The organism is Arthrobacter glycogeni (assembly GCF_054510815.1).
In genome coordinates, this window is record NZ_JBTNDV010000005.1 from 157,182 (window position 1) to 177,411 (window position 20,230).

The window sequence follows — 20,230 nt, forward strand, 5'->3', positions numbered from 1 at the left end:
CACCGAAGCTTGGCCAGCCGTAGCCCCCGGCCCCACAGTTTTGCTCATGCCGATCCTCCACCGCGTAGCCGCAGCCCTTGGCCTAGCCAAGCGTGCAGATGCCGGCACCGCTCAAATGCTCCCCGGCATCACTCCCCCACACCGCGGCTACGCCGCCGGCGGCGTCTCAGCCGAAACAGCGGTAAGCCTGTCCACCGTCTACCGGGCCATTCAGATCCTCTCGACCTCGGCCAGCCAGATCACCTACAACGTCGAACGCAACGGCCTTCGGCTTCCGTTCGATCAGATGTCCTCACTGATGAAAAAGCCCTGCCTGGACATGAGCCGCAGCGACTTCATCGAACAGACCGTGCTCTCGCTGATCGTCTCCGGCAACGCCTACTGGAAGATCAACGAAGGGCCGGCCTTCGGAAACACCCCAGCCGGCGTGCTGGATCTGACACCGTTGAACCCGCACGAGGTACGGCCAGCGAAGGACGCTAAGACCGGCGTCATTGTGTACCACCACAAGGGCAAGACCTACGCCGCGAACCAGATCAAGCACATGACCCTGCTGAAGCTCCCCGGCCGGCTCACTGGACTTGGGCCGATCCAAGCCGCGCAGATCGAGCTACGCGGCGCTCTGGAACTGCGCGACTACGCAGCCCTTTGGTTCTCTGAGGGCAAGATCCCCTCCGGCATTCTCACCTCGGAGCAGGTACTTACCGGCGACGTCGCGAAGATCTTCAAGGCCGCCTGGAACGGCGCGGCAGACACGGACAACCCGAGCGGTGTGAAGGTGCTGGGCAAGGGCACCACCTATGAACCGATCATGCTAAAGCCGGCCGACGCCCAGTGGCTGGAATCTCAGCAGTTCACTACCACCCAGCTGGCACGGTTGTTCGGCACCCCGGCATCGCTGATGCTCGCCGCCGTCGAAGGCTCGGCAATGACCTACTCGAACGTGGAACAGGACTGGATTGCGTTTGTCCGGTTCACCCTCATGGGCTACCTCCGCAAGATCGAGGAAGCACTGACCTCGCTCACCGTGCGCGGTCAGGAGGTCCGCTTCAACTTCGACGCCCTCCTGCGCACGGACACCAAGACCCGGTACGAAGCTCACGCCATCGGCCTGACCGCCGGCTTCCTCACCGACGACGAGGTTCGCGGCATCGAAGGCTGGGCACCGCTGACCAACGCGCAACGGGAGCAAATCAAGGAAAACCGGCCAGCCCGCACAGCCAAACCATCAACCGAGAGCGAAGCCGCGTAATGGACCTCGAAGAACTGACCAACGACGCCGGCCTCATGGTCCGCTCTTTCACCATCCGCTCGAAAGACACAGCTAAGCGGGAGTTCACCGGCATCGGCGTTCCCTACGGCGAAACCTATGACCTCGGCTATGGCTACAGCGAACGGTTCGAACCCGGCGCTATCGAGTTGGATGGCACCAAGATCTTTTGGCAGCACCGCGAAGTCATCGGCCGCGCCACCGCCGGCAACGACACCGAAGCCGGCTTTGAGGTCACCGGCAAAGTCTCAGATACCGCCGTCGGCCGCGACGCCTGGACCCTTCTCGAAGACGGTGCAGTGGACTCGCTGAGCATCGGCTTTATCCCGGTGGACTACCGCACCGAGAAAGACGACGACGGAAACATCACCGTCATTCACACCAAGGTGAAGGCCCGCGAATTCTCGCTGGTCAACTTCCCTGCCTACACCACCGCAAAAGTTTCCTCCATCCGCTCAGCCGCCCCTGCATCACCGAAAGGTTCCACCATGCCCCCTGAAGTTGACACCCTGACCCGCGCTGATCTTCAGCCCGTCCTCGACGGCCAGCAGGAATTGGAGCGCGCGCTAGCCAGCCTTCAGGCCGGCAATGCCGCCGAAGCGCCGGCCATCCACATTCCCGCCTACCGCAGCATCGGCGAATTCGTCCGCGCCGTCGCCAACCGCGACGAGGAAGCGCTCACGTTCCACGCCGAACTGACGAACCGCGAAGCGCCGGCCAATGTCCTGGCTGATGCCATCGTGAAGGAATCATGGGTAGGCGACTACATCAAGCTGGTAGAAGAGCGGCGGCGGATCTTCAACACCTTCGGCCGTGGCACCCTCCCAGCAACGGGCATGACCATCGAGTACGGCAAGCTTCTGGCCAACACCACCGTTGTTGGTGAGCAGCTGCTCGAAGGTGACAACCTCGCCGGCCCCGGCAAGGTCTCCCTGAAGATCGAGAACGCCGAAGTGCACACCGTCGGCGGTTGGTCCTCGATGAGCTTCCAGGCCATCCAGCGAGCTACCATCCCCACGCTGAACACGCTGTGGAAAGCCATGATGCTCAAGTACGCCGCCGGCACCGAAGCACGAGTGCGCGCCGAGTACTTCGCGATCATCGCCGCCCACATCGCCGCAAACACCGCCGATCCGCTCACCGAGCGCGCCCTGACCATCGCCCCAGGTGCCACCACGAACGAGTGGCTAGATCTGATCGTAGACGCCGCGCTGATCTACGAAGAGCGCGGTTTCCTCCTCGAGGGAATGCACGCGTCCATCGACCAGTTCAAGATCCTGAACCGTCTCACCGACGGCGACGGACGCCGGCTGATGAACGTCTACGGCTCCGGCATGAATCAGGTCGGCGAGCTGAACTTGAAGCGCGCCGACGGCACCCTTGCCAACGTCCCGGTTTCCCTGGTCGGCACCCGCGCTACCCGCGAAGTGCTTTCCTTCTACGACCCCACGGCCATCGAAACGCTGGAATCCCCCGGCGCACCTGTGCAGCTGCAGGACGAGAACATTATCAACCTCACCAAGCAGCTGAGCCTCTATGGGTACGTCGCGGTAACCAACCCGTTCCCCGAAGCCATCCTGCCCGTCAAGATCGCCGCCCCGGCCGCAGCAGGCGTCTAATCGTGGCCGTCGCACCCGCAACCGTGAAAGCCCTCGCCACCTACGTGCAGGCGTCGGAGACCGATCAGTACGTGATCGACTGCGCCGATGAAGCCGTAGCAATGGTGGCACGGCCGGTAAGCAAAGTGCCTGCTGACACTGTGCCTGCCAGCGCGGTTGCGCGTGCGGTCCTCGAAGCCGGCGCGGAGCTGTACCACCGCCGGCAGTCCCGCAATGGTCTTGTGGGGTTGGACTCCCCCGAGTTCGCACCCATGCGTATCGCTCGTGACCCGATGAAAGCGGCCATGCCGTTCCTTCAGCCCTACCTCGGGCCGGCTGTCGCATGAGCACTATCGAACGCGCCGCAGAAATCGTGGAGGAAGTCTCCCGGGCGCTCACCGCCGCCGGCGTGGAATTTGCACTGGTCACGACGGATCTGGCGAAGGTGCCGGCGGCACTTGCCAACGGGCCGGCCGTGGCTGTGCAGCCGCCGAAGCTGAAGTACCTCAACCACTACATCGCCGAAGCGACGTGGGAACTGTACGTCATCGCTGGCCCCTCAGCGGATCGTCTTGCAGCGTGGGCGAACATCGACCCGATCCTGTCAGCGCTTCACGAACCCATGAGCCTGGACACGGCCGAACCGGCCACCTTCAGCCACCCGGGCATGCCCGCCTATCCCGCGTACGTCGTCAGCTTCACCGACTCAATCTAGGAGAACAAAATCATGGCAGTAAAAGCTCACCGGCTCGGCCCGGGCGTGCTGGAGTTCGGGGAACTCGGCACTCTTACCCAGTTCGGCAGTCAGACCACGGCAACGAAGCTCACCCCCTCGCTAGAGGAAGAGGACTCTATCCCCGTCCTCAGCGGGGAAACCCTCGACGGCGACGACACGCTGACGTGGACACTTTCGGGAACCCTGCTTCAGTCCTACGACAAGGCCGGCCTGCTCCACTGGGCCTACGAGAACCGGCTGACGGTCTTGCCGTTCAAGTTCACCCCCAGCACCGCCGAATCAGATTACGGCTGGAAAGGATTCGCCAAGATCATTCCGCTGGAAGTCGGCGGCGACGTGAAGACGCGCAACACCAGCGACTTCGAGTTCAAAGTCATCGGCGAGCCGACCACCTTCGATATCCCTGCCGTCGTTTAGCCCATGTTGTCGATCAGTCTGGCAGGTAATCGGCAGATCACCGCCGGCCTTGCCGGACTGATCGACGGCCTAGGGAACCTGGACGAACCCACGGCCGCAGCGGCACGCATAGCGGCGACCGCTGGCCGCGAACGGGCACCGAAAGTCTCAGGGTTCCTCGCACGCAGCATCAGCAGCAGCGGCGGCACCGTCTACTCCAACGCCCCCTATGCCGCCGTCATTCACTGGGGTTGGGCAGCCCGAAACATCGGGGCCACCCATTTCCTCTCAGACGGCGCGACCTCTTCCGAACCGGCATGGTCCGCCGAATTCTCTGAACATCTTGAATTCCTCATCAACAAACTCTAGGAGCGCCAAAGCAATGTCTATCCAGCAGCTGAAGATCACCCGTCTCGACGGCACCGAAATCGTGGTCACCCCGAACCTCGGCGACACCCTGAACTTCGAAACAACTCTGCGTAAGAACAAGGCCAAGTGGGGAACGCTCGAAGAGAACGCCCTGAAGATGGGTCCGTTCCGTGCCTGGTCGGCCGGCCGGCGTGAAGGCTCGATCACCGAGACGTGGGACGAGTTCACTACCAACGTGGCCGACGTGAGCAACGTCGAAGCCGTCGAGGACACCGACGAGGACACCGAGACGCCGCTGGGTTTAGGTACGCCGACGGAACAGCCCACTACCTACTCGTAGCGCTGGCAGTCGCCACGCACATCCCGGTCAGTGCGTGGCGACGTGAAGACCCCGAAGTGATCACCACGGCCGTTCACATCCTGCAAGAACAGGAACAGGCAAGGCACAGGAAGGACTAACCCCGATGGCCGGCAAAACCGCTGTACTCTCGCTGAAGATCATCGGGGAAGCCACCGGCGCGCAGAGGGCCGCCGCGGATACTCGCGGCGCGCTCTCTGGCGTGGATCAGTCCGTGGACGCGACGACGAAGCGGTTCGGTGCACTGAAGTTAGCCGTCGCCGCTGGCCTTGCTTTCGCAGCGAAGAAAACCTTCGACTTCGCTAAACAGGGTGTGGCCGCGTTCTCCGAACTGGAAGACTCCACTGCCGCCGCCGGCGTCGTGTTCGGCGACAGCATGCAGATGATCACCGATCAGGCAGCGACCGCCGACACCAAACTGGGCCTGTCCAGCCAGCAAGTGATCGACGCCGCCAACACCTACGGAACCTACGGTAAAGCAGCCGGCCTCGCCGGGGATGACCTCGGCAAATTCTCGACCGACCTCACCGCCCTCGCCGGTGACCTCGCATCCTTCAAAGGCACCAGCACCGAGCAGTCCGTTGAAGCCATCGGCGCGGCCCTACGCGGGGAAGCAGAACCTTTGCGCGCCTACGGCGTCCTACTCGATGACGCCACCATGCGTCAGAAAGCCCTCGAACTGGGGCTAGTCTCGACCACCAAGGACGCGCTGACCCCGCAGAACAAGATCCTCGCTGCGCAGGCTCTGATCTTTGAGCAGACCAAAGACGCCCAGGGCGATTACGCGCGCACCAGCACATCAACGGCGAACGTTCAGAAGACCCTCGCAGCGGCCACCACGAACCTTTCAGCGAAGCTCGGCGGTTTCCTCGCCCCAGCGGTCACCGCCGTGAACCTGAAACTGCTCGCTGGCGTGGGGGCCATTTCCTCCTACCTCGACCGCCTACAGGCAGGCATCGACCTGCTCGGCACCGGCGGTCTGACACAGGACATCACCACCGCTCTCGGCTTGGACCCCTCGCAGGGATTCGGGAAGGTAGTCAACGAAGCAATCGGCGGTCTACGGGCCTTCACCGCTGCATGGAAGTACAACGACGGCGAAATCACGTCATCAGGGTTCCCCGGATTCATGGAAGCCGCAGCCTTCCGCATCCGCACCGCGTGGGAATCTCTGACCACTTTCTTCGCCGGAGCAGTGCAGGGCGACTTCTCGAAGCTCTCTGGCGTGTTCGATGCCTTCCTCGCCGTAGCGAAGCCGGCCGGCCCCATCCTGATCGAAGTCGGCAAAGCGGTCGGCGACATGTCGCAGACCCTCGGCGAACTCGTCGCCAGCGCCCTTCCCCTGGCGATCCCTTTGCTGGAAGGCGCAGCCACCGGCATGCAGTTCCTTGCCGAAAACACTGGCGCACTGACCGCCCTCATCGTCGGCCTCGCCGCCGCTTTCGTCATCATCAAAGCCGCGCAGACCGCCGCGAACCTCGCCGCCGCACTCGGCCTGCCCATCGCCGTAGCTCAGGCGGCAGCGAACTTCTCACTGGCCGCAGCGATCAGGGCCAACACGGCAGCGACCGGCACACAGATCATCGCCGAGCGCACCTCCATACTCACCCGACTTACCTCCACGGCCGGCCTGATCGGGCACACCGTAGCGTCAGTGGCGGCGCGCGGCGCTCAGCTGGCCGCCGCCGCCGCCATCGGCGTGGCAACAGCCGCCCAGTGGCTCTTCAACGCAGCCCTGACCGCTAACCCGATCGGCATTGTTATCGCCCTCATTGCCGCGCTGGTAGCCGGCGTGATCCTCGCCTACAACAACGTGGACGTTTTCAGGGACGCGGTCAACGCCGCTGGCCGGGTAGCCGTCATGGTCTGGCAATGGATCGTCAGCGGCGCACAAGACGCGATCCTCTGGATCAACAACACCCTGGAACCCATCGGCGGTATCGAAGGTGCCCTCTCAGCCTTCGGCACCGTCGCCGGCATCGTCTGGTCAAACGTCACCTCGGGGATCTCCGGATTCGTTGGCGCGATCAAAGACGCCATCAGCTGGGTTGGCGACCTCGCCAGCAAAATTCAGGGTCTGCTCTCCGGCCCAGTCGATGCCATCAAAAATATCGCCGGCGGTCTTTTCGGTCTGGGTGTGCAGAGCGCCGCCGGTATGCCCGCCGCACCCCGCTCCGGTGGGCTCTTCGGTGCCGGCCCGGGCGAACCCGTCCCCGGCATGTTCGGTGCCGGCGAAGGTGACAGCGGCGGCGGGTTTGGTGGGTTCGGATTCGGCGGCAGCGGCTCGTCCAGCGCCGGTGGGATGACCGTCCGCAACGAGTACCGCATAGAGGTGCAGGCCGGCCCCGGCACCGACCGGGTAGCGCTCGGCCGTGAACTCGTGAAGAGCATCGAAACCTACGAACGCGCCAGCGGGCGCAAGGGCCGACGATGAAGCACCCAGCCCCGAGCGTCTACATCGACGGTCGGCTGATGGACGACTACGCCATGTCGAATCGGCCGGTCCTCGATGGCCTGACGTTGACCTTCGGCACTGACACCGATCTTGATATGCAAAGCCCTGAAGCGGCACGCTTTGACATTCTTGTCCGTGCCGCTGAAGAACTGACCTTCATCGAACTAGGCCGCATGGTGGCTATCGTTCACGTGCCCCTGGACGGCGAACCCGTCAGTGACGCGTTCACCTACTTTGTCGGCAGAATCCAACGCGCCGAAGCGCACCCATCGGACTTCATCGACGGCGCAATGCTCTATACCGTGGTCTGCGTTGACCTGCTGACCGACCTCGCCGCGACCGAACTTTACGACGTGTCACTTCCCGCACGCCCTGGCACGTCGCGGATGGCCGAAGTGCAGGCGTTCCTCGAAGCCGAAGGGTGGGAACCTCGCACCCTGGACGGCACACGCTACCCAACAAAACAGCACGCGGAACTGCACTACCAGAACATTCCGATGCTCGATCTGATCGACGCCTACCTGCGAGGGCAGCTGATGATCAGACGCCACACCAGCTACTACTCGCCACCGGATAACACCACCTATCGCCGGCTCGACCTCGTGCACGACGTGTCCAACGACACACGCCCCGACCAGCTGACCAAACTTACCGGCGGCGTCCGCTGGGGCCGCACCCCCGGCGCCCCGTACTACGTCGGCGGTACCGTCTGTTACCTCGAAGGCCGGGACGTGCAACGCGACCTGTCCTGGTCGAAAGAACCCGAAGACGTGATCACCGAAGTGACTCTCGACGTTGTGATTCCTCCCGAATACGACGCCGAGCTAGCCGGCTACGCGGACTCCGACACCCGCGAAGTCAACTCTCGATCCTTCATGGATACCAGCGCAGCACGCGCCGAGTTCGGCGTCCGGTCCACCTCATTCAGAACTGACCTGCAATCCATCGGAATCGGCGCAAGCATGATCAACCCGATTTTCGAGCGGTGGCTCGCCACCGACACCCAATGGCGTGCGAAGGATCTGACCATCAACGATTCGGAGATCTTCGACCGCGCCGGCCTACGCGCCCTACTGGACCCCCGCCAACGCTTCACCACCCTCGTAGTGATCCGCGCATTACAGGACAACCGCCCCGATATGGCCTACAGCGACATCCGCGGGTTCGCCATCGGCGGCGAAGCGGTCTGGAACGGGAAGAGGACTCGCTGGGATATCAGCCTGATCCTCGGCCGGCCACCTAAAACGTCGGCCGGCGGCGACTACTGGACCTGCGACCTCATCGCAGTGTCCGCATTCTCGGACGGCCAAATCAACAATGTTGGCGACGAACTCACCTTCAACGACTTCCAAAGGATTGGTGCACCCTAATGGGCACAACAGGTAAGGGCATCCGCTACCCCGACGGGAGCCTAAAAATCTCTCAAATCGCCGCAGCCATGCAAAACGGTTTGGAAGACGTAGATAACTTGCTGACCTTCATCAACCCCTTCGCCGGCACGTCTCTGCCGCTAGACGCGGACGCCAACACCATGCGCACTACGGGATGGTCCCACATCCGCTTCACCAACGACGCCGCAAACATCACCAACTTCGCGGCGAAGGAAATCTGCAACTTCCATGTGTGGAGCACCTCCAACGGTGTGACCTACCAGCTTCAGGTAACTACCGGAAGTTTCGCCAATATCTGGTTCCGTTCCACCGGCTCGGTCACCAACGCCACTTGGACCCCCTGGACTCCGCTCATCGACCCAACCCCCTACGCCGTCGCACCCGCCGCGCACCGCGCCGCTCTGGTAGCCGCGTTCAAAGACCGACGCGGCGGCGTCATCGGCACCGCTGGCCTACCCGCCCTAGCCATAAAGTTTGACCACGGGCTAGCCAACTTCAAAACAAAAGTACTTCCCCTGCTTCGCAAATACGATTTTCCGTGGCTGCAAGCCATCAATTCCCGGCAGCTTGGCTCCGCCGGTAACGCTTCGACCTGGGCAGAACTGCAAGGCCTGCTCATCAACGATGGCGGGGAAATGGCTAACCATGGCCGCGACCATATTGGTGCGACGGGCAAAGGGAACATTGACGCTCAGATTCTTGGCCCACTCGGGGAATTCACCACGAACCTTCCCGCGATCATTTGCGAGGCGTGGGATCCACCCGGCGTTCTCAGCGGGGAATTTGACGGCTATTCACCGATGCAAACCATAGAGCAGCACTGGAACACCTATGCAGGCCAGCTCGCTATCGCCAACCACGCGGCGGTGAGCGGCTACCTCCCCGGCCTGCACCGCACCCTACCCGCCGACCTTCCTATCGGCTTAGGCCACGCGACGATTGATGAGCAAACTCCCGCGTGGGTTGACGGCGTGATTCGGGGTGCGATAGCTGACCGCGCTGGGCTGAAGCTGATGCTTCACCCGATTTACCTCGACACCCCCGGCTACATGACCACCGCCGATCTTGAAGCGGTCTTCGCCAACATCGCTGCCCGCCGTGACGCCGGCGAACTGGTCGTCCTGACCCCCGGTGGTCTTTTGCTCGCTGACCCGACCACGAGACATCGCAACACCCTGATCACCAACGGCCGATTCACCGACGGCCTCAATAACTGGGCCAACACCACTGGGTGGACCATCAACAGCGCCGGCCCCATCCCCTACGCAACCACGGCCACCGGAACCCCGCTAACCCAGAGCTTTGGATTCAGCCGCAAGGAAGCCCAACTCGGCGGCGTCCGCGAACTCATCTACCGAGTCCGCGCCACGACCGGAGCCACAGTGAGGACCGCGGCAACCGGGACGGGTATCAACGCCGCCAAGGACCGTGTGCTTCCGGCGTCACCGAACTGGGTTCAGGTCCGCAAGCAAATGGTGATCCCCGCGAACTTCACCGGCAACCTCACAGTTGCCGGTGGACGGGTAGCCGGCGGCCCAGTAGACGTCACCGACATTCGCCTACAGAGCATCTAAGGAGAGCCCATGCGTATCAACAGCTTCACCGATGCATTCACCACAGGAGAAGCCGAACTCGACCTCGGCGACGGCCTAAAGGCACGCATCCCACTCGGCAAGCGTGGGTACACCATCGACCAATCGGTAGGCCGCGCCGTCAAAATCTGGGACTACCTGAACAACCGTGAGCAGATGATTTACGGAGACACAGGACGCCGCAATATCGAAACAAACCTCTCCGCGCACACAGGCACGAACGCCTACCTCCGGCGTAACGACAATACAGTCCAGCTGAACATCTACGGTGTGTCCTTCACTGACTTGGCAGTCCCCGTCTACACGCTCCCCGCAGGTTTCCGTCCCGACTACCACCTACTGGACAACGGTCCAGTTCACATCGGGCAGACGACAGCCTGCCGCACAATCATCTCGTTCACTGCCGGTTCACTAACCATCCTCGGAGGAACGAACGGTACCCCCGTTTACCGGCAATACATCTTCCAAACCAACGACCCCTGGCCGACGACACTACCCGGCACCGCAGTAGAAACGATCCCAGCATGAGCAACCACAAACTAGACGCAACAGGTCAGCCGATCCACATCGACATTGACCCCTTCATACCTACGGGAGTCTGTGCACTGTGCGCAGACGTTCCGCAGGAAACCGAAGCACCCGAGGACCGTCCCGAAACGGAGCAATCATGACCAGCATTCTCGATATTGGGTGGGTCAGCCAGGAAATCTGGCAGAACCCCTACTCACCTGTCCAACCCCACGGCCACTGGGGTACGGACATTGCCGCACCAACCGGCACACCCATCCCGGCCCTCGCCAACGGTGTAGTGGTCTTCGCTGACTGGGGATCACTTCTAGGCCCGAACCTCTACGGCATGATCGCCTTTCACCCCGGCTCGGGAATCCTCGTGATCATCGACCACGGCGACTGGTACAGCCTGTACGCCCACCTCGACAAGGAAGACCTCGAACCCGGGCAGCAGATCACCGAAGGCCAGACCATCGGCTACGTCGGCAGCACAGGCAACAGCACCGGCCCCCACGTCCACCTAGAAACGTTCACCGACCCAGTGCCCCAACACGGCACCTACGGCCGTTTCGACCCCCGCACCAAAATTCGCAGCAAACTACCCAAGAAAGTTGGATTTCTCATGGCCCTCTCAGATGCACAGCAGGAAAACCTGTACGCAATGGTGAAGAACCTCCACGACGACCAGCGCCAGGGCATCATCGGCGTCCAGTCCGACGGCAACAGCTTTGCCGTCATCCGAGCAATCGCAGCGAAGGCCGGCGTGAAGATCGACGAGCAGGCACGCCGCAGAGCGCACGGAAAGCGCAAAGCATCATGAACCCGGCAAAGTACGCCAAAGCCATCACCGCCGGCATCCTCGCTGGCCTAGCCGTGGTGTACGTCGGACTCAACGACAACGCCATGACGGCGCAGGAATGGGTTCAGACCGCCCAAGCCACCATCACCGCCGCAGTAGCGGTCTACGGCATCCCCAACGCACCGGAAGGAAAGCGAGCCAAGCGTGAGTGATGACATAACTATGGGGGAAATCGGCCGGAGGCTGGACGTGCTCACGACGACGGTGAGCACGCTCACAGACAAATTGGACAACCGTCCAGACCATGCGGATTTGGAGAATGCGCGTAAATACTTCGGGCTGCAACAGGAGTCCCAAGACAAAGCCATCAAAGCGTTGGAAGACTCACAAACGTGGATTGTTCGCGCAGTAGCCGTTGCAGGTCTCTCGGGTTTATCTGCCTTGGCGACAGCCCTCGCCAGCGCTCTAGTGATCCGCTAAGTGGCCCAAAGGGACCAGATGCTAGCTGCCGTGGCCGCGATTACACCTGTGGCTACGAACCCAAGCTCGCTCCTAGCTTGATTCAGATGCACGAATGGGTTTCCGTACAACGCCAGATCATCTAATTGCCCATAGGTAGTGCCAGGTAAGGCCCCACGCTCAATTGCCAGTCTGTCCTTTTCACTGGTTATGGCCGACATCCTCATGGCCTCGCCGTCTTGCTGCGCTTGTTCGTATCGTTCAGCAAACTCAGCGTCCAGATTGGAACGGATTAGGCGTGAGTTTTGAACTCGAACCACCTGACGATGTGCCTTGACCATGCAATAACAATCCCCGTGACTGGCAGGATCAAACCCAATAGACAAAGTATGACGATGAACAATTTTTCCATGGTCGTCATCCTCTCATCTAGGACGCCGCCGCCAGCACAGCCGCACGCAACGCACCGTCAGGTATCGCGGTGTAGCGAGCTGTTGTCTCTGGTGAACTGTGGCCTAGAAGCTCTTGCACCGCCCTTAGATCCCGTTCAGCCGAGTAGGCGACCGACGCGAAGCGGTGACGCAGCATATGCCCCGTGGTGCCCTTGCCCAGCGCCCAACTAAGCCGTTTGGAGACGTAAGCCGCCGACAAATGCCCATCAACCGCGCCCTTGAACGCGTAGCCAGCCGGCCGTGCTCGCAGTTCTAGCGCTAGCCGTGGTGAAAGCGGCACCGTGCGCACCTTTCCACCCTTACCCACGACGCGCAGCGAGTAGCCGATCAAATCGTGCTCTACGTCGTCAGTGTGAACCTTGCATATCTCGCAGCAGCGCAGGCCTGCTTCAGCGCCGAGCCTGATCATCAGTGCATCCCGCGGATCGGAGGAGAGCATGGCGTCTTTCCACTGCGATTCCTGCGCTGGCTTGGGACGTCCGGCCTTTGCCTTCACGCTCGGCAGACCCGCAGCAGGATTGACCTCGACCATGCCGCCGAGCAATCCCCAGGCGTAAAACGAGCGCAGCGCCGCCCGATGGGAGCGAATGGTGTCGCTATCCCAGTTGTGAGAGCCGATCCACGCAACTAGCTCCCCGGCGCTCAGATCCCACGGGGAGAGTTTGGCGTGGAAGCGTCCTAAGCGTCGCAGCTGAACCGTGCGCAGGTAAATTGTGGTTTTGGGCCGGCCGGCGGCGCGCAGCCATTCTGTCCAGGGCGCTATGGCATCTTCCCACTGGATGGGAGCAAGTAAGGGTTTCATGCCGTCTATTCGGAGCCAGCTACAGTTCACCCGGTTTCGAGTCTATGCTCACGTCGAGCACCTATGTCCCTCCGCGTAGCGTTCGGCAGCTTGTCGCCCCTCGTCGTCGGCGTACCAGTTCAACCCGAGGTCGCACGCCTCGCAGTAGGCCCGGTATTGAGTGCCGCCGCCAACAAGCCGGAGAGCCATCGCACTATGTCGGCAGGTGTGCGTCTGGACGCTCACGCGGCCACAGCCGGGCAAAGGCCAAGATGTTCATCGTGCGCTACCCCTAGCGCTGATGCAGCTACCTCTGAGACCGCTTCGAATTTTGGGTGCAGCACCAACCCATAATCAGAGGGTTTCGGGTTCAAGTCCCGAGGGGTGCACCACACGAAAATAGCCTGACCGGCAGAACGCCCGGTCAGGCTATTTTTTGATTGACCTGCAGACGCGAAAAGTATCCCATCGCCGATTACTTTGCCGAAAGCTGGGCTGCGGCCCTCTACTGACCACCGCTGACCGCAAACCTCTTCGGCAGTCGTGAGAGCCGGTGCGGTCGATGCTCGCGAGGAGGGGGCAGACCGCCCGCTCGGATACCAATTTGGTTGCAATTCCCCAGGATCAGTGACTACGGGGCTGTAAAGCAGTACATTGTCGCCATGGAAGGGGTGCCATCCTTCGGGGAAATACACGCCGGCGAAATAAGCCGGCGGGTGGCACGCGGCCGCTGGGCCTCCATTGCTGCAGAATTCGGCATGCTCACCGGGCCGGAGGTCGACGACATGGTGGGTCCTCTCTCACCTCCAGCTGGCTGCCTCGCGGCGAAACGCCAGATCCTGGGCGTGGTGACCCGGGCAGGGCGGGTCCTCTACCCAGGGTTCCAGTTTGATCCCAACAGCGGACACGCGCGTCCCGCGATTGCCCGCGTAGCCATGATCGGGCTCGCAGGAGGGTGGAGAGACAGACATTTACTGCAATGGTTCTGCCTACCCAATGGGTACCTCGGTGGCGACAGACCGGTCGACGTCCTGAGCGATCCGGAACGCCTGATCTACGCCGCGCACGGCGACCTCGACCTCGTCTGGTGAAGCCGCTGGTGAAGGGCGTCTGGTGAAGCGCGGCGCCACCTCCAGCTTCAGGAACGATATGCCCTAGTGTTCCCTAGGAACCAGTGCATCGGGGCCGTCAGACAAACCGGACGGCGGCAGTTCGCCGTCGTCGGGTACGGCATCGACGGCGACCGACGGGGCGGGTGCGCTCGTAATCCACCGGGGCGCTCCAAGTTCGCGGATCACACCCTGAAGGTGGACGCGCAGCTCGTCCGAGACCAGCCCCTCACCGGTGATCAGGGTGCGTTCAATATCTTTCGCCATTAGCAAGACGCTGCTGCCAGCGTCCGTGATGGAAACCACGTGGCTGCGGCGATCAAGATCATTCCGAGTGCGTGAGACGTGGCCCCGCGTCTCAAGCCTGGAGAGTGTTTTACCCATCGTCTGCGCCTGAACCCGCACGATCTGTGCAAGGTTCGCCTGAGTCATTGGCCCCTGGCTGGCCAGCACACCTAGTGCGATCACGCCGGCGTGCGTCACGCCAAGCGACACCAACTGCTCGTTCCACGCATGCTCCACCAGTCGAGCGGCGGTTGTCAGCAGTCGACCGGTGGGCCATTGCTCCAGGTCCGGCATAAAAGAAAACACTTCCTCTCGCCCCACTGGCGTGTGGCGTTGATCTTGGTCCCGCAGTTGGGTGTAGTTTCAAACGGCTCGACCCTATTTACTTATGATAGCTAAGGATTTGCGAAAAGTGTCAGCGCAACCATGTGCAAGGCAACTAATCAAATAGCTGAAAGGATATTGATAATGGCTGAACGGCTAATGTCAGGCGATGCGGCCCCGGATTTCACCCTGCCCGCAGCCGACGGATCCTCGGTCTCGCTGAAGGACCTTGCGGGTACCAGTGTGGTCGTCTATTTTTACCCAGCCGCGGCCACCCCTGGATGCACCACCCAGGCATGCAACTTCCGCGACAATCTCGCGTCGCTGGCCGCGGCCGGCTACACAGTGGTGGGTATCTCGCCCGATGGGGTCTCCAAACTCAGGAAATTCGCCGACGCCGAGGAGCTCACCTTCCCACTGTTGTCCGATGAGGACCACACGGTGGCTGAAGCATGGGGAGCCTGGGGAGAGAAGAAGAACTATGGCAAAATCTATGAGGGGCTGATCCGCTCGACCGTCGTCGTCGGGCCCGATGGCCTGGTGCAGTTGGCTCAGTACAACGTGCGCGCTACCGGCCATGTGGCCAAGCTCAGGAAGGACCTCGGGGTTCAGTAGATTCGCGTACACTGGAGGCTGATGTTTTGGGCGGCCTGGCTGTCCTCGGCATCGAAGGCGCGAGTGGCGGAATTGGCAGACGCGCTGGATTTAGGATCCAGTGTCTTCGGACGTGAGGGTTCAAGTCCCTTCTTGCGCACAGGGTTAGAGGTAAACACCCCCGGTATCGGCCGGGGGTGTTTTCTTTTGCCTGAACGAGGCTGTGCTGCGGGGTAGCACGCCGACCTGCAGGAGGCCGCCAGCGTGACCGTTCCGTTACCCGGCCGGGCCGCCATAAAGTGGGACTTGGGTCACATTCAGTCCTAAAAGTCCCCGGGTTTCCGCGGTTTCTCAATGGCGTAGAAGATTTCAGGATCAGCCACCAATCCTCTGTTCGGACATGAGCGAAGTACCTATGAGACATCGACACGATGTGTTCGACAAGTTAGTTAGCTGATCGGCAGAGTACGCCCGGTCACACCTATGAAGGAGAAAATTCAATGGGAAACATCATGAGCCGTAAGCTCTCCATCCTCGGTGTCGCTGCAGTGGCCATGTTCGGCCTCGCAGCATGCGGCGGCGGCGACACTGCAGCTGAGCCCGCTGAGGAAACAACCACCACCGAAGCCGCACCCGAAGCAACCGAGTCGGGGATGGAAGAGGAAATGGGCGAAGACATGGACCCAGCCGCTAACCTGGTTGGCCCAGGCTGCGCCGACTACGCTGCAGCCGTTCCAGAAGGCGACGGCTCAGTTGCCGGCATGGCCCTGGATCCAGTAGCCACCGCTGCTTCCAACAACCCCATCCTCACCACCCTGACCGCTGCTGTCACCGGCCAGCTGAACCCCGACGTTGACCTCGTTGACACCCTCAACGGTGGCGAGTTCACCGTCTTCGCTCCTACCGATGATGCCTTCGCCAAGATCGACGAAGCAACCATCGAAACCCTCAAGACCGACAAGGCTCTCCTCGAAGGCATCCTGACCTACCACGTTGTCCCAGGTCAGCTGTCCCCTGACGAGGTTGCCGGAACCCACATGACCGCCAATGGTGCAGAGCTGACCGTTGAGGGCTCGGGCGACGAAATCACTGTCGGCGAAGACGGCTCAGCTGTTGTTTGCGGTGGCGTCATGACCCAGAACGCAACCGTGTACATGGTTGACTCCGTTCTGATGCCTCCTAGCGAGTAATCGACTCCCTGATTCGACTCCTCTAATTCGGACCAGGGCGATCTAGGCTGGGATCCCAAGCACCGTCATGGTGCTCGGGATCCCAGCCTTTTCCCGTTAGGTGACCGGCCGCCGGTTGGTCGCAGACCGCGGCGGTGATCATCATTTAGACTGGAGAACCTAATCAATTTTCCGCCGTGCGCGGCTACGGCTGAGGAGACCATGGCGACGACCGAAGCTGCCCGACCCTCCCGCTGGGCCAGAGCGGCCCGCGGTGCAGTGGCAGCGGTTCTCGGCCTCACCATTGCTGGTTGCACCGGCGCTACCCCCGTTCCTACGCCGACGACGACGTCCACTCCGACGCCGTCGGCAACCGCTCCACCCCGAGCGCCGGAGGCGGTCTTCACCTTCGGCGCCGCCGCCGACCCGACGGGGCTCGACCCGGCACTGGTGGCCGACACCGAGTCCTACCGGATCACACGCCAGCTGCTTGAGGGCCTGGTCGGTATTGACCCCCTCACCTCTGAGCCGGTCCCCCTGCTCGCCGCTTCCTGGGACGAACGGGATGACGGCCGCGCCTACGCGTTCACCCTCCGCGAGGACGTTGAATTTCACGACGGCGAGCCGTTCAACGCCGAGGCCGTCTGCGCGAACTTCGACCGCTGGTATTCACTGCCCGCCGATACCCGCACCGCGGACAACGCCATCGCCTTCGGCTCGGTCTTCAACGCCTACTCCGACGAACCCGAGCTATCCGTCTACTCGTCCTGCCAGCCGCTCGGTCAATTCGAAGTCCTGATCCAGCTCAACAGCCGCCTCACCGGGTTTATCCCCGCCCTGGCGATGCCCTCGTTCGCAATGTCCTCACCGCGGGCCCTTGAGGAACTGGCGGCCGATGACCTGTCCGAAGAGCGCAACGGCACTGCGCTCTCGAGGTATGCGCTCAATCCGGTGGGCACCGGGCCCTACACCTTCGACAGCTGGGAGGCAGGCGACGTACGGCTGACCTCATTCGACGACTACTGGGGCGAACGCGGCGAGATCGGCACCGTCGTGTTCACCACGCTCGCCCTGCCCGACGATCGACTGGATGCTCTCACTACCGGCGAGATCGACGGCTACGACTTCGTCACCGTTGACAATGCCGGCACCCTGGTCAGGGAAGGCCAGCAGCTCCTGCAGCGCGACCCCTACTCGATCCTGTACCTGGGCATGAACCAGGACTTTCCCGGAGTGGATAGCCTCCTGTTCCGCCAGGCGGTAGCCCACGCCATCGACAAGCAAGCGGTGATTGAGGGTCTGTTCCTGAACGGCACGGCCCCCGCGGATCAGTTTGTCCCACCCAAGCTCGCGGTCACCAATGAGGAAATTACCACCTACGATTACGACGTCGAGTTGGCCCGGGAGTTGCTCGAGGAATCCGGCTACGACGGGGAACCCCTTCCTTTCCATTACCCCACCGATGTCTCACGGCCTTACCTTCCCGCACCCGAGGGGGTATTCGCCGTCGTACAGGCCCAGCTGGAAGAGGCAGGCTTCACCATCGAGCCGGTGCCCACAGCCTGGGCCGACGGGTACCTTGAGACAGTGCAGAACGACGACGACCGCGCGTTCCACCTCCTGGGCTGGAGTGGGACGTACCAGGATCCTGACAACTTTGTGGGCCAGTTGTTCGGCACCACTACTGACGAGTTCGCCTTCACTGACAACCAGTTGTTCAGCAAGATCGATCGTGCCCGTACGCTACCCAACGGAGAAGACCGGGTGGCCGCCTACCAGGACATCAGCGACCAGATTGCCCGGCGGCTGCCGGCGGTCCCTCTGGCCTTCCCCATCTCCGCCCTGGCCGTCTCGGAGCGGGTGGCGACCTACCCGGTCAGCCCGGTGATGAACGAGGTATTCAACCTCATCGATCTCGCCGACGTCGACCTGGAAGCCACCGAGACCGACTGATGACCCACCACTGTACTGACCACAACCGCTGGCCAATTACCCAAGGAACCCACCAGACGCTACGCTTCAAAGCTAAGCGCCCTTGCTACTGGAGATGAAGTTGACTGCTACAAGCCAGGCGGGAATGCCCGCAGAACACACCGACGTCGTCCTGATCGGCGGAGGGATCATGAGCGCCACCCTGGGCGCCTTCCTCAAGCAGTTGCAGCCAGACTGGAGCATCTCGCTCTTCGAGCGCCTCGACCGGGCCGGACTGGAAAGTTCCGATCCGTGGAATAACGCGGGCACCGGGCACGCCGCCCTCTGCGAGCTGAACTACTCCCCCGCCGGACCCGACGGCACGGTCGACTCCGCCAAAGCCGTCGCGATCAACGAACAGTTCCAGGTATCGCGCCAGTTCTGGTCCCACATGGTGGAAAGCGGACACCTGGGCGACCCCTCGGGATTCATCAACCCGGTGCCGCACATGAGCTTCGTCTGGGGCGAGAAGAACACCGCCTACCTGCGCAGGCGCTACGAAGCACTGCGGAGCCAGCCGCTCTTCGAAACCATCGAACACGCCGAGGATCCTTCGGCGATCGCTGAGTGGGCACCGCTGCTGATGAGCGGCCGGACCGGGGGGCAGCCTGTGGCCGCCTCACGGGTGGCGGGCGGGACCGACGTCGACTTCGGGTCGCTGACCCGCGGCCTCACCAGTTACCTTGAAACCACGGGTGTGGACCTGAACTACAACCACGACGTCGCTGACCTCTCCCGCGGGTCCAACGGCCGCTGGGACGTCAAGGTCCGCAACCGTGCCACCGGGCAGGCGCGCACAGTGAGCGCCCGCTTCGTGTTCATCGGCGCGGGCGGTGGTGCCCTGCACCTTCTGCAGCGCACCGGCATCCCCGAAGGCAAGGGCTTTGCTGGCTTCCCCGTCTCAGGACAGTTCCTGAAGTGCGGCGACCCCGACGTCGCCAACCAGCACAATGCCAAGGTCTACGGCCAGGCGTCAGTCGGCGCCCCGCCCATGTCGGTCCCGCACCTTGACACCCGGTACGTCAACGGCGAACGGTCGCTGTTGTTCGGTCCTTACGCCGGTTTCTCCACAAAGTTCCTCAAGCGCGGCTCGTTCTTTGACCTGCCCGGGTCCATCCGCCCGTCGAACCTGGTGCCCATGCTGGCGGTCGCCAAGGACAACGTGCCCCTGACCAAGTACCTGATCTCCGAGGTGTTGAAAAACCGCGAGGCGAAAAACACCTATCTCAACGAGTTCATTCCCGACGCTGACGGCGACAAGTGGGACCTGATCACCGCCGGACAACGCGTGCAGATCATCAAGAAGGCTCCGGGCAAGGGCGGGGTGCTGCAGTTCGGCACCGAGGTCATCACAGCCGCCGACGGCTCGGTTGGCGCACTGCTGGGAGCTTCCCCCGGCGCCTCGACCGCAGCGCCCATCATGCTGGAGATCCTGCGCCGCTGCTTCCCGGCGCAGTTGCCGGCCTGGGAGCCGAAGCTGAAAGACATGATCCCCGGCTACGGCGTCAAGCTCAACGAGAACCGTTCACTCGCCGCAGACATCCTGTCAAGAACCGACCGGGTACTGAAGCTCCAGTAATCACCCCCTGAGCCGTCGATCCGGCCGGCAGAA

At 62.2% G+C, this 20,230-nt stretch carries 21 protein-coding genes and 2 tRNA genes; 21 read left to right on the forward strand and 2 right to left on the reverse strand.

Annotation, left to right across the window (positions count from 1 at the left end; genetic code table 11):
• The first annotated feature begins 46 nt into the window (after positions 1–46).
• From ACX80G_RS07490 to ACX80G_RS07555, 14 genes are all read left to right on the forward strand, one after another.
• Positions 47–1,252, forward strand: a complete 1,206-nt coding sequence (locus tag ACX80G_RS07490) for a phage portal protein (protein WP_459306886.1) — start codon at positions 47–49, stop codon at positions 1,250–1,252.
• Positions 1,252–2,889: an HK97 family phage prohead protease gene (locus tag ACX80G_RS07495; protein ID WP_459306887.1), complete on the forward strand. Its 1,638-nt coding sequence runs from the start codon at positions 1,252–1,254 to the stop codon at positions 2,887–2,889. The genes ACX80G_RS07490 and ACX80G_RS07495 overlap by 1 nt, the downstream gene beginning before the upstream one ends.
• Positions 2,890–2,891: 2 nt before the next feature.
• Positions 2,892–3,215: a hypothetical protein gene (locus tag ACX80G_RS07500; RefSeq protein ID WP_459306889.1), complete on the forward strand. Its 324-nt coding sequence runs from the start codon at positions 2,892–2,894 to the stop codon at positions 3,213–3,215.
• On the forward strand, positions 3,212–3,583 hold the full coding sequence (locus tag ACX80G_RS07505) for a hypothetical protein (RefSeq protein WP_459306890.1): 372 nt from the start codon (positions 3,212–3,214) through the stop codon (positions 3,581–3,583). The genes ACX80G_RS07500 and ACX80G_RS07505 overlap by 4 nt, the downstream gene beginning before the upstream one ends.
• Before the next feature lie 12 nt (positions 3,584–3,595).
• Positions 3,596–4,021, forward strand: coding sequence for a hypothetical protein (locus ACX80G_RS07510; RefSeq protein ID WP_459306892.1), 426 nt, complete (start codon positions 3,596–3,598; stop codon positions 4,019–4,021).
• 3 nt (positions 4,022–4,024) lie between these two features.
• Positions 4,025–4,369: a hypothetical protein gene (locus ACX80G_RS07515; RefSeq protein ID WP_459306894.1), complete on the forward strand. Its 345-nt coding sequence runs from the start codon at positions 4,025–4,027 to the stop codon at positions 4,367–4,369.
• Between the two features lie 13 nt (positions 4,370–4,382).
• A complete protein-coding gene (locus ACX80G_RS07520) occupies positions 4,383–4,709 on the forward strand; it encodes a hypothetical protein (RefSeq protein ID WP_459306896.1) in 327 nt (108 codons plus the stop codon).
• Between the two features lie 124 nt (positions 4,710–4,833).
• On the forward strand, positions 4,834–7,161 hold the full coding sequence (locus ACX80G_RS07525) for a phage tail family protein (protein ID WP_459306898.1): 2,328 nt from the start codon (positions 4,834–4,836) through the stop codon (positions 7,159–7,161).
• Positions 7,158–8,552, forward strand: coding sequence for a hypothetical protein (locus tag ACX80G_RS07530; RefSeq protein ID WP_459306900.1), 1,395 nt, complete (start codon positions 7,158–7,160; stop codon positions 8,550–8,552). Before ACX80G_RS07525 ends, ACX80G_RS07530 begins: the two co-directional genes overlap by 4 nt.
• Positions 8,552–10,147 carry a hypothetical protein gene (locus ACX80G_RS07535; protein ID WP_459306902.1) on the forward strand — a complete coding sequence of 532 codons (1,596 nt, stop codon included), beginning with the start codon at positions 8,552–8,554 and terminating at the stop codon, positions 10,145–10,147. The genes ACX80G_RS07530 and ACX80G_RS07535 overlap by 1 nt, the downstream gene beginning before the upstream one ends.
• 9 nt (positions 10,148–10,156) lie before the next feature.
• The gene (locus ACX80G_RS07540; protein WP_459306904.1) at positions 10,157–10,693 is read left to right on the forward strand and encodes a hypothetical protein; all 537 of its coding nucleotides are present in this window, start codon (positions 10,157–10,159) and stop codon (positions 10,691–10,693) included.
• A gap of 139 nt (positions 10,694–10,832) precedes the next feature.
• Positions 10,833–11,495 carry a M23 family metallopeptidase gene (locus ACX80G_RS07545; protein WP_459306905.1) on the forward strand — a complete coding sequence of 221 codons (663 nt, stop codon included), beginning with the start codon at positions 10,833–10,835 and terminating at the stop codon, positions 11,493–11,495.
• Positions 11,492–11,686: a hypothetical protein gene (locus tag ACX80G_RS07550; protein ID WP_459306907.1), complete on the forward strand. Its 195-nt coding sequence runs from the start codon at positions 11,492–11,494 to the stop codon at positions 11,684–11,686. The genes ACX80G_RS07545 and ACX80G_RS07550 overlap by 4 nt, the downstream gene beginning before the upstream one ends.
• Positions 11,679–11,954, forward strand: coding sequence for a hypothetical protein (locus ACX80G_RS07555; RefSeq protein ID WP_459306909.1), 276 nt, complete (start codon positions 11,679–11,681; stop codon positions 11,952–11,954). Before ACX80G_RS07550 ends, ACX80G_RS07555 begins: the two co-directional genes overlap by 8 nt.
• 408 nt (positions 11,955–12,362) lie before the next feature.
• On the opposite strand, the gene ACX80G_RS07560 is transcribed toward ACX80G_RS07555, so the two are convergent.
• Positions 12,363–13,187 carry a tyrosine-type recombinase/integrase gene (locus ACX80G_RS07560; protein WP_459306911.1) on the reverse strand — a complete coding sequence of 275 codons (825 nt, stop codon included), beginning with the start codon at positions 13,185–13,187 and terminating at the stop codon, positions 12,363–12,365.
• A 264-nt stretch (positions 13,188–13,451) separates the two neighbouring features.
• On the opposite strand from ACX80G_RS07560, the gene ACX80G_RS07565 reads away from it, so the two are divergent.
• Both ACX80G_RS07565 and ACX80G_RS07570 read left to right on the forward strand, forming a co-directional pair.
• Positions 13,452–13,558, forward strand: a tRNA-OTHER gene (locus tag ACX80G_RS07565).
• 270 nt (positions 13,559–13,828) lie between these two features.
• Positions 13,829–14,257, forward strand: a complete 429-nt coding sequence (locus ACX80G_RS07570; protein ID WP_459306913.1) for a hypothetical protein — start codon at positions 13,829–13,831, stop codon at positions 14,255–14,257.
• A 63-nt stretch (positions 14,258–14,320) separates the two neighbouring features.
• Here ACX80G_RS07570 and ACX80G_RS07575 read toward each other — a convergent pair whose 3' ends face one another.
• A complete protein-coding gene (locus tag ACX80G_RS07575) occupies positions 14,321–14,854 on the reverse strand; it encodes a MarR family winged helix-turn-helix transcriptional regulator (protein ID WP_459306915.1) in 534 nt (177 codons plus the stop codon).
• 174 nt (positions 14,855–15,028) lie between these two features.
• Between ACX80G_RS07575 and bcp the strand changes: the two genes are divergently transcribed.
• The 5 genes from bcp (at position 15,029) to ACX80G_RS07600 (ending at position 20,197) form a co-directional block, all read left to right on the forward strand.
• Positions 15,029–15,499, forward strand: coding sequence for a thioredoxin-dependent thiol peroxidase (gene bcp, locus ACX80G_RS07580; protein WP_459306917.1), 471 nt, complete (start codon positions 15,029–15,031; stop codon positions 15,497–15,499).
• 57 nt (positions 15,500–15,556) lie between these two features.
• A tRNA-Leu gene (locus ACX80G_RS07585) sits at positions 15,557–15,638 on the forward strand.
• 340 nt (positions 15,639–15,978) lie between these two features.
• Entirely contained in the window at positions 15,979–16,668 is a 690-nt protein-coding gene (locus tag ACX80G_RS07590; protein WP_459306919.1) for a fasciclin domain-containing protein, read from the forward strand.
• A gap of 201 nt (positions 16,669–16,869) precedes the next feature.
• Positions 16,870–18,600: an ABC transporter substrate-binding protein gene (locus tag ACX80G_RS07595; protein WP_459306921.1), complete on the forward strand. Its 1,731-nt coding sequence runs from the start codon at positions 16,870–16,872 to the stop codon at positions 18,598–18,600.
• A gap of 94 nt (positions 18,601–18,694) precedes the next feature.
• Positions 18,695–20,197: a malate:quinone oxidoreductase gene (locus ACX80G_RS07600; RefSeq protein WP_459306923.1), complete on the forward strand. Its 1,503-nt coding sequence runs from the start codon at positions 18,695–18,697 to the stop codon at positions 20,195–20,197.
• The last annotated feature ends 33 nt before the right edge of the window (positions 20,198–20,230 follow it).

Bases quoted from the DNA above. Each gene is read 5' to 3' on its own strand.
- ACX80G_RS07490 (WP_459306886.1), top strand. From the start codon at position 47: ATGCCGATCCTCCACCGCGTAGCCGCAGCCCTTGGCCTAGCCAAGCGT.
- ACX80G_RS07495 (WP_459306887.1), top strand. From the start codon at position 1,252: ATGGACCTCGAAGAACTGACCAACGACGCCGGCCTCATGGTCCGCTCT.
- ACX80G_RS07505 (WP_459306890.1), top strand. From the start codon at position 3,212: ATGAGCACTATCGAACGCGCCGCAGAAATCGTGGAGGAAGTCTCCCGG.
- ACX80G_RS07510 (WP_459306892.1), top strand. From the start codon at position 3,596: ATGGCAGTAAAAGCTCACCGGCTCGGCCCGGGCGTGCTGGAGTTCGGG.
- ACX80G_RS07515 (WP_459306894.1), top strand. From the start codon at position 4,025: ATGTTGTCGATCAGTCTGGCAGGTAATCGGCAGATCACCGCCGGCCTT.
- ACX80G_RS07520 (WP_459306896.1), top strand. From the start codon at position 4,383: ATGTCTATCCAGCAGCTGAAGATCACCCGTCTCGACGGCACCGAAATC.
- ACX80G_RS07525 (WP_459306898.1), top strand. From the start codon at position 4,834: ATGGCCGGCAAAACCGCTGTACTCTCGCTGAAGATCATCGGGGAAGCC.
- ACX80G_RS07530 (WP_459306900.1), top strand. From the start codon at position 7,158: ATGAAGCACCCAGCCCCGAGCGTCTACATCGACGGTCGGCTGATGGAC.
- ACX80G_RS07535 (WP_459306902.1), top strand. From the start codon at position 8,552: ATGGGCACAACAGGTAAGGGCATCCGCTACCCCGACGGGAGCCTAAAA.
- ACX80G_RS07540 (WP_459306904.1), top strand. From the start codon at position 10,157: ATGCGTATCAACAGCTTCACCGATGCATTCACCACAGGAGAAGCCGAA.
- ACX80G_RS07545 (WP_459306905.1), top strand. From the start codon at position 10,833: ATGACCAGCATTCTCGATATTGGGTGGGTCAGCCAGGAAATCTGGCAG.
- ACX80G_RS07550 (WP_459306907.1), top strand. From the start codon at position 11,492: ATGAACCCGGCAAAGTACGCCAAAGCCATCACCGCCGGCATCCTCGCT.
- ACX80G_RS07560 (WP_459306911.1), bottom strand. From the start codon at position 13,187: ATGAAACCCTTACTTGCTCCCATCCAGTGGGAAGATGCCATAGCGCCC.
- ACX80G_RS07570 (WP_459306913.1), top strand. From the start codon at position 13,829: ATGGAAGGGGTGCCATCCTTCGGGGAAATACACGCCGGCGAAATAAGC.
- ACX80G_RS07575 (WP_459306915.1), bottom strand. From the start codon at position 14,854: ATGCCGGACCTGGAGCAATGGCCCACCGGTCGACTGCTGACAACCGCC.
- bcp (WP_459306917.1), top strand. From the start codon at position 15,029: ATGGCTGAACGGCTAATGTCAGGCGATGCGGCCCCGGATTTCACCCTG.
- ACX80G_RS07590 (WP_459306919.1), top strand. From the start codon at position 15,979: ATGGGAAACATCATGAGCCGTAAGCTCTCCATCCTCGGTGTCGCTGCA.
- ACX80G_RS07595 (WP_459306921.1), top strand. From the start codon at position 16,870: ATGGCGACGACCGAAGCTGCCCGACCCTCCCGCTGGGCCAGAGCGGCC.
- ACX80G_RS07600 (WP_459306923.1), top strand. From the start codon at position 18,695: ATGAAGTTGACTGCTACAAGCCAGGCGGGAATGCCCGCAGAACACACC.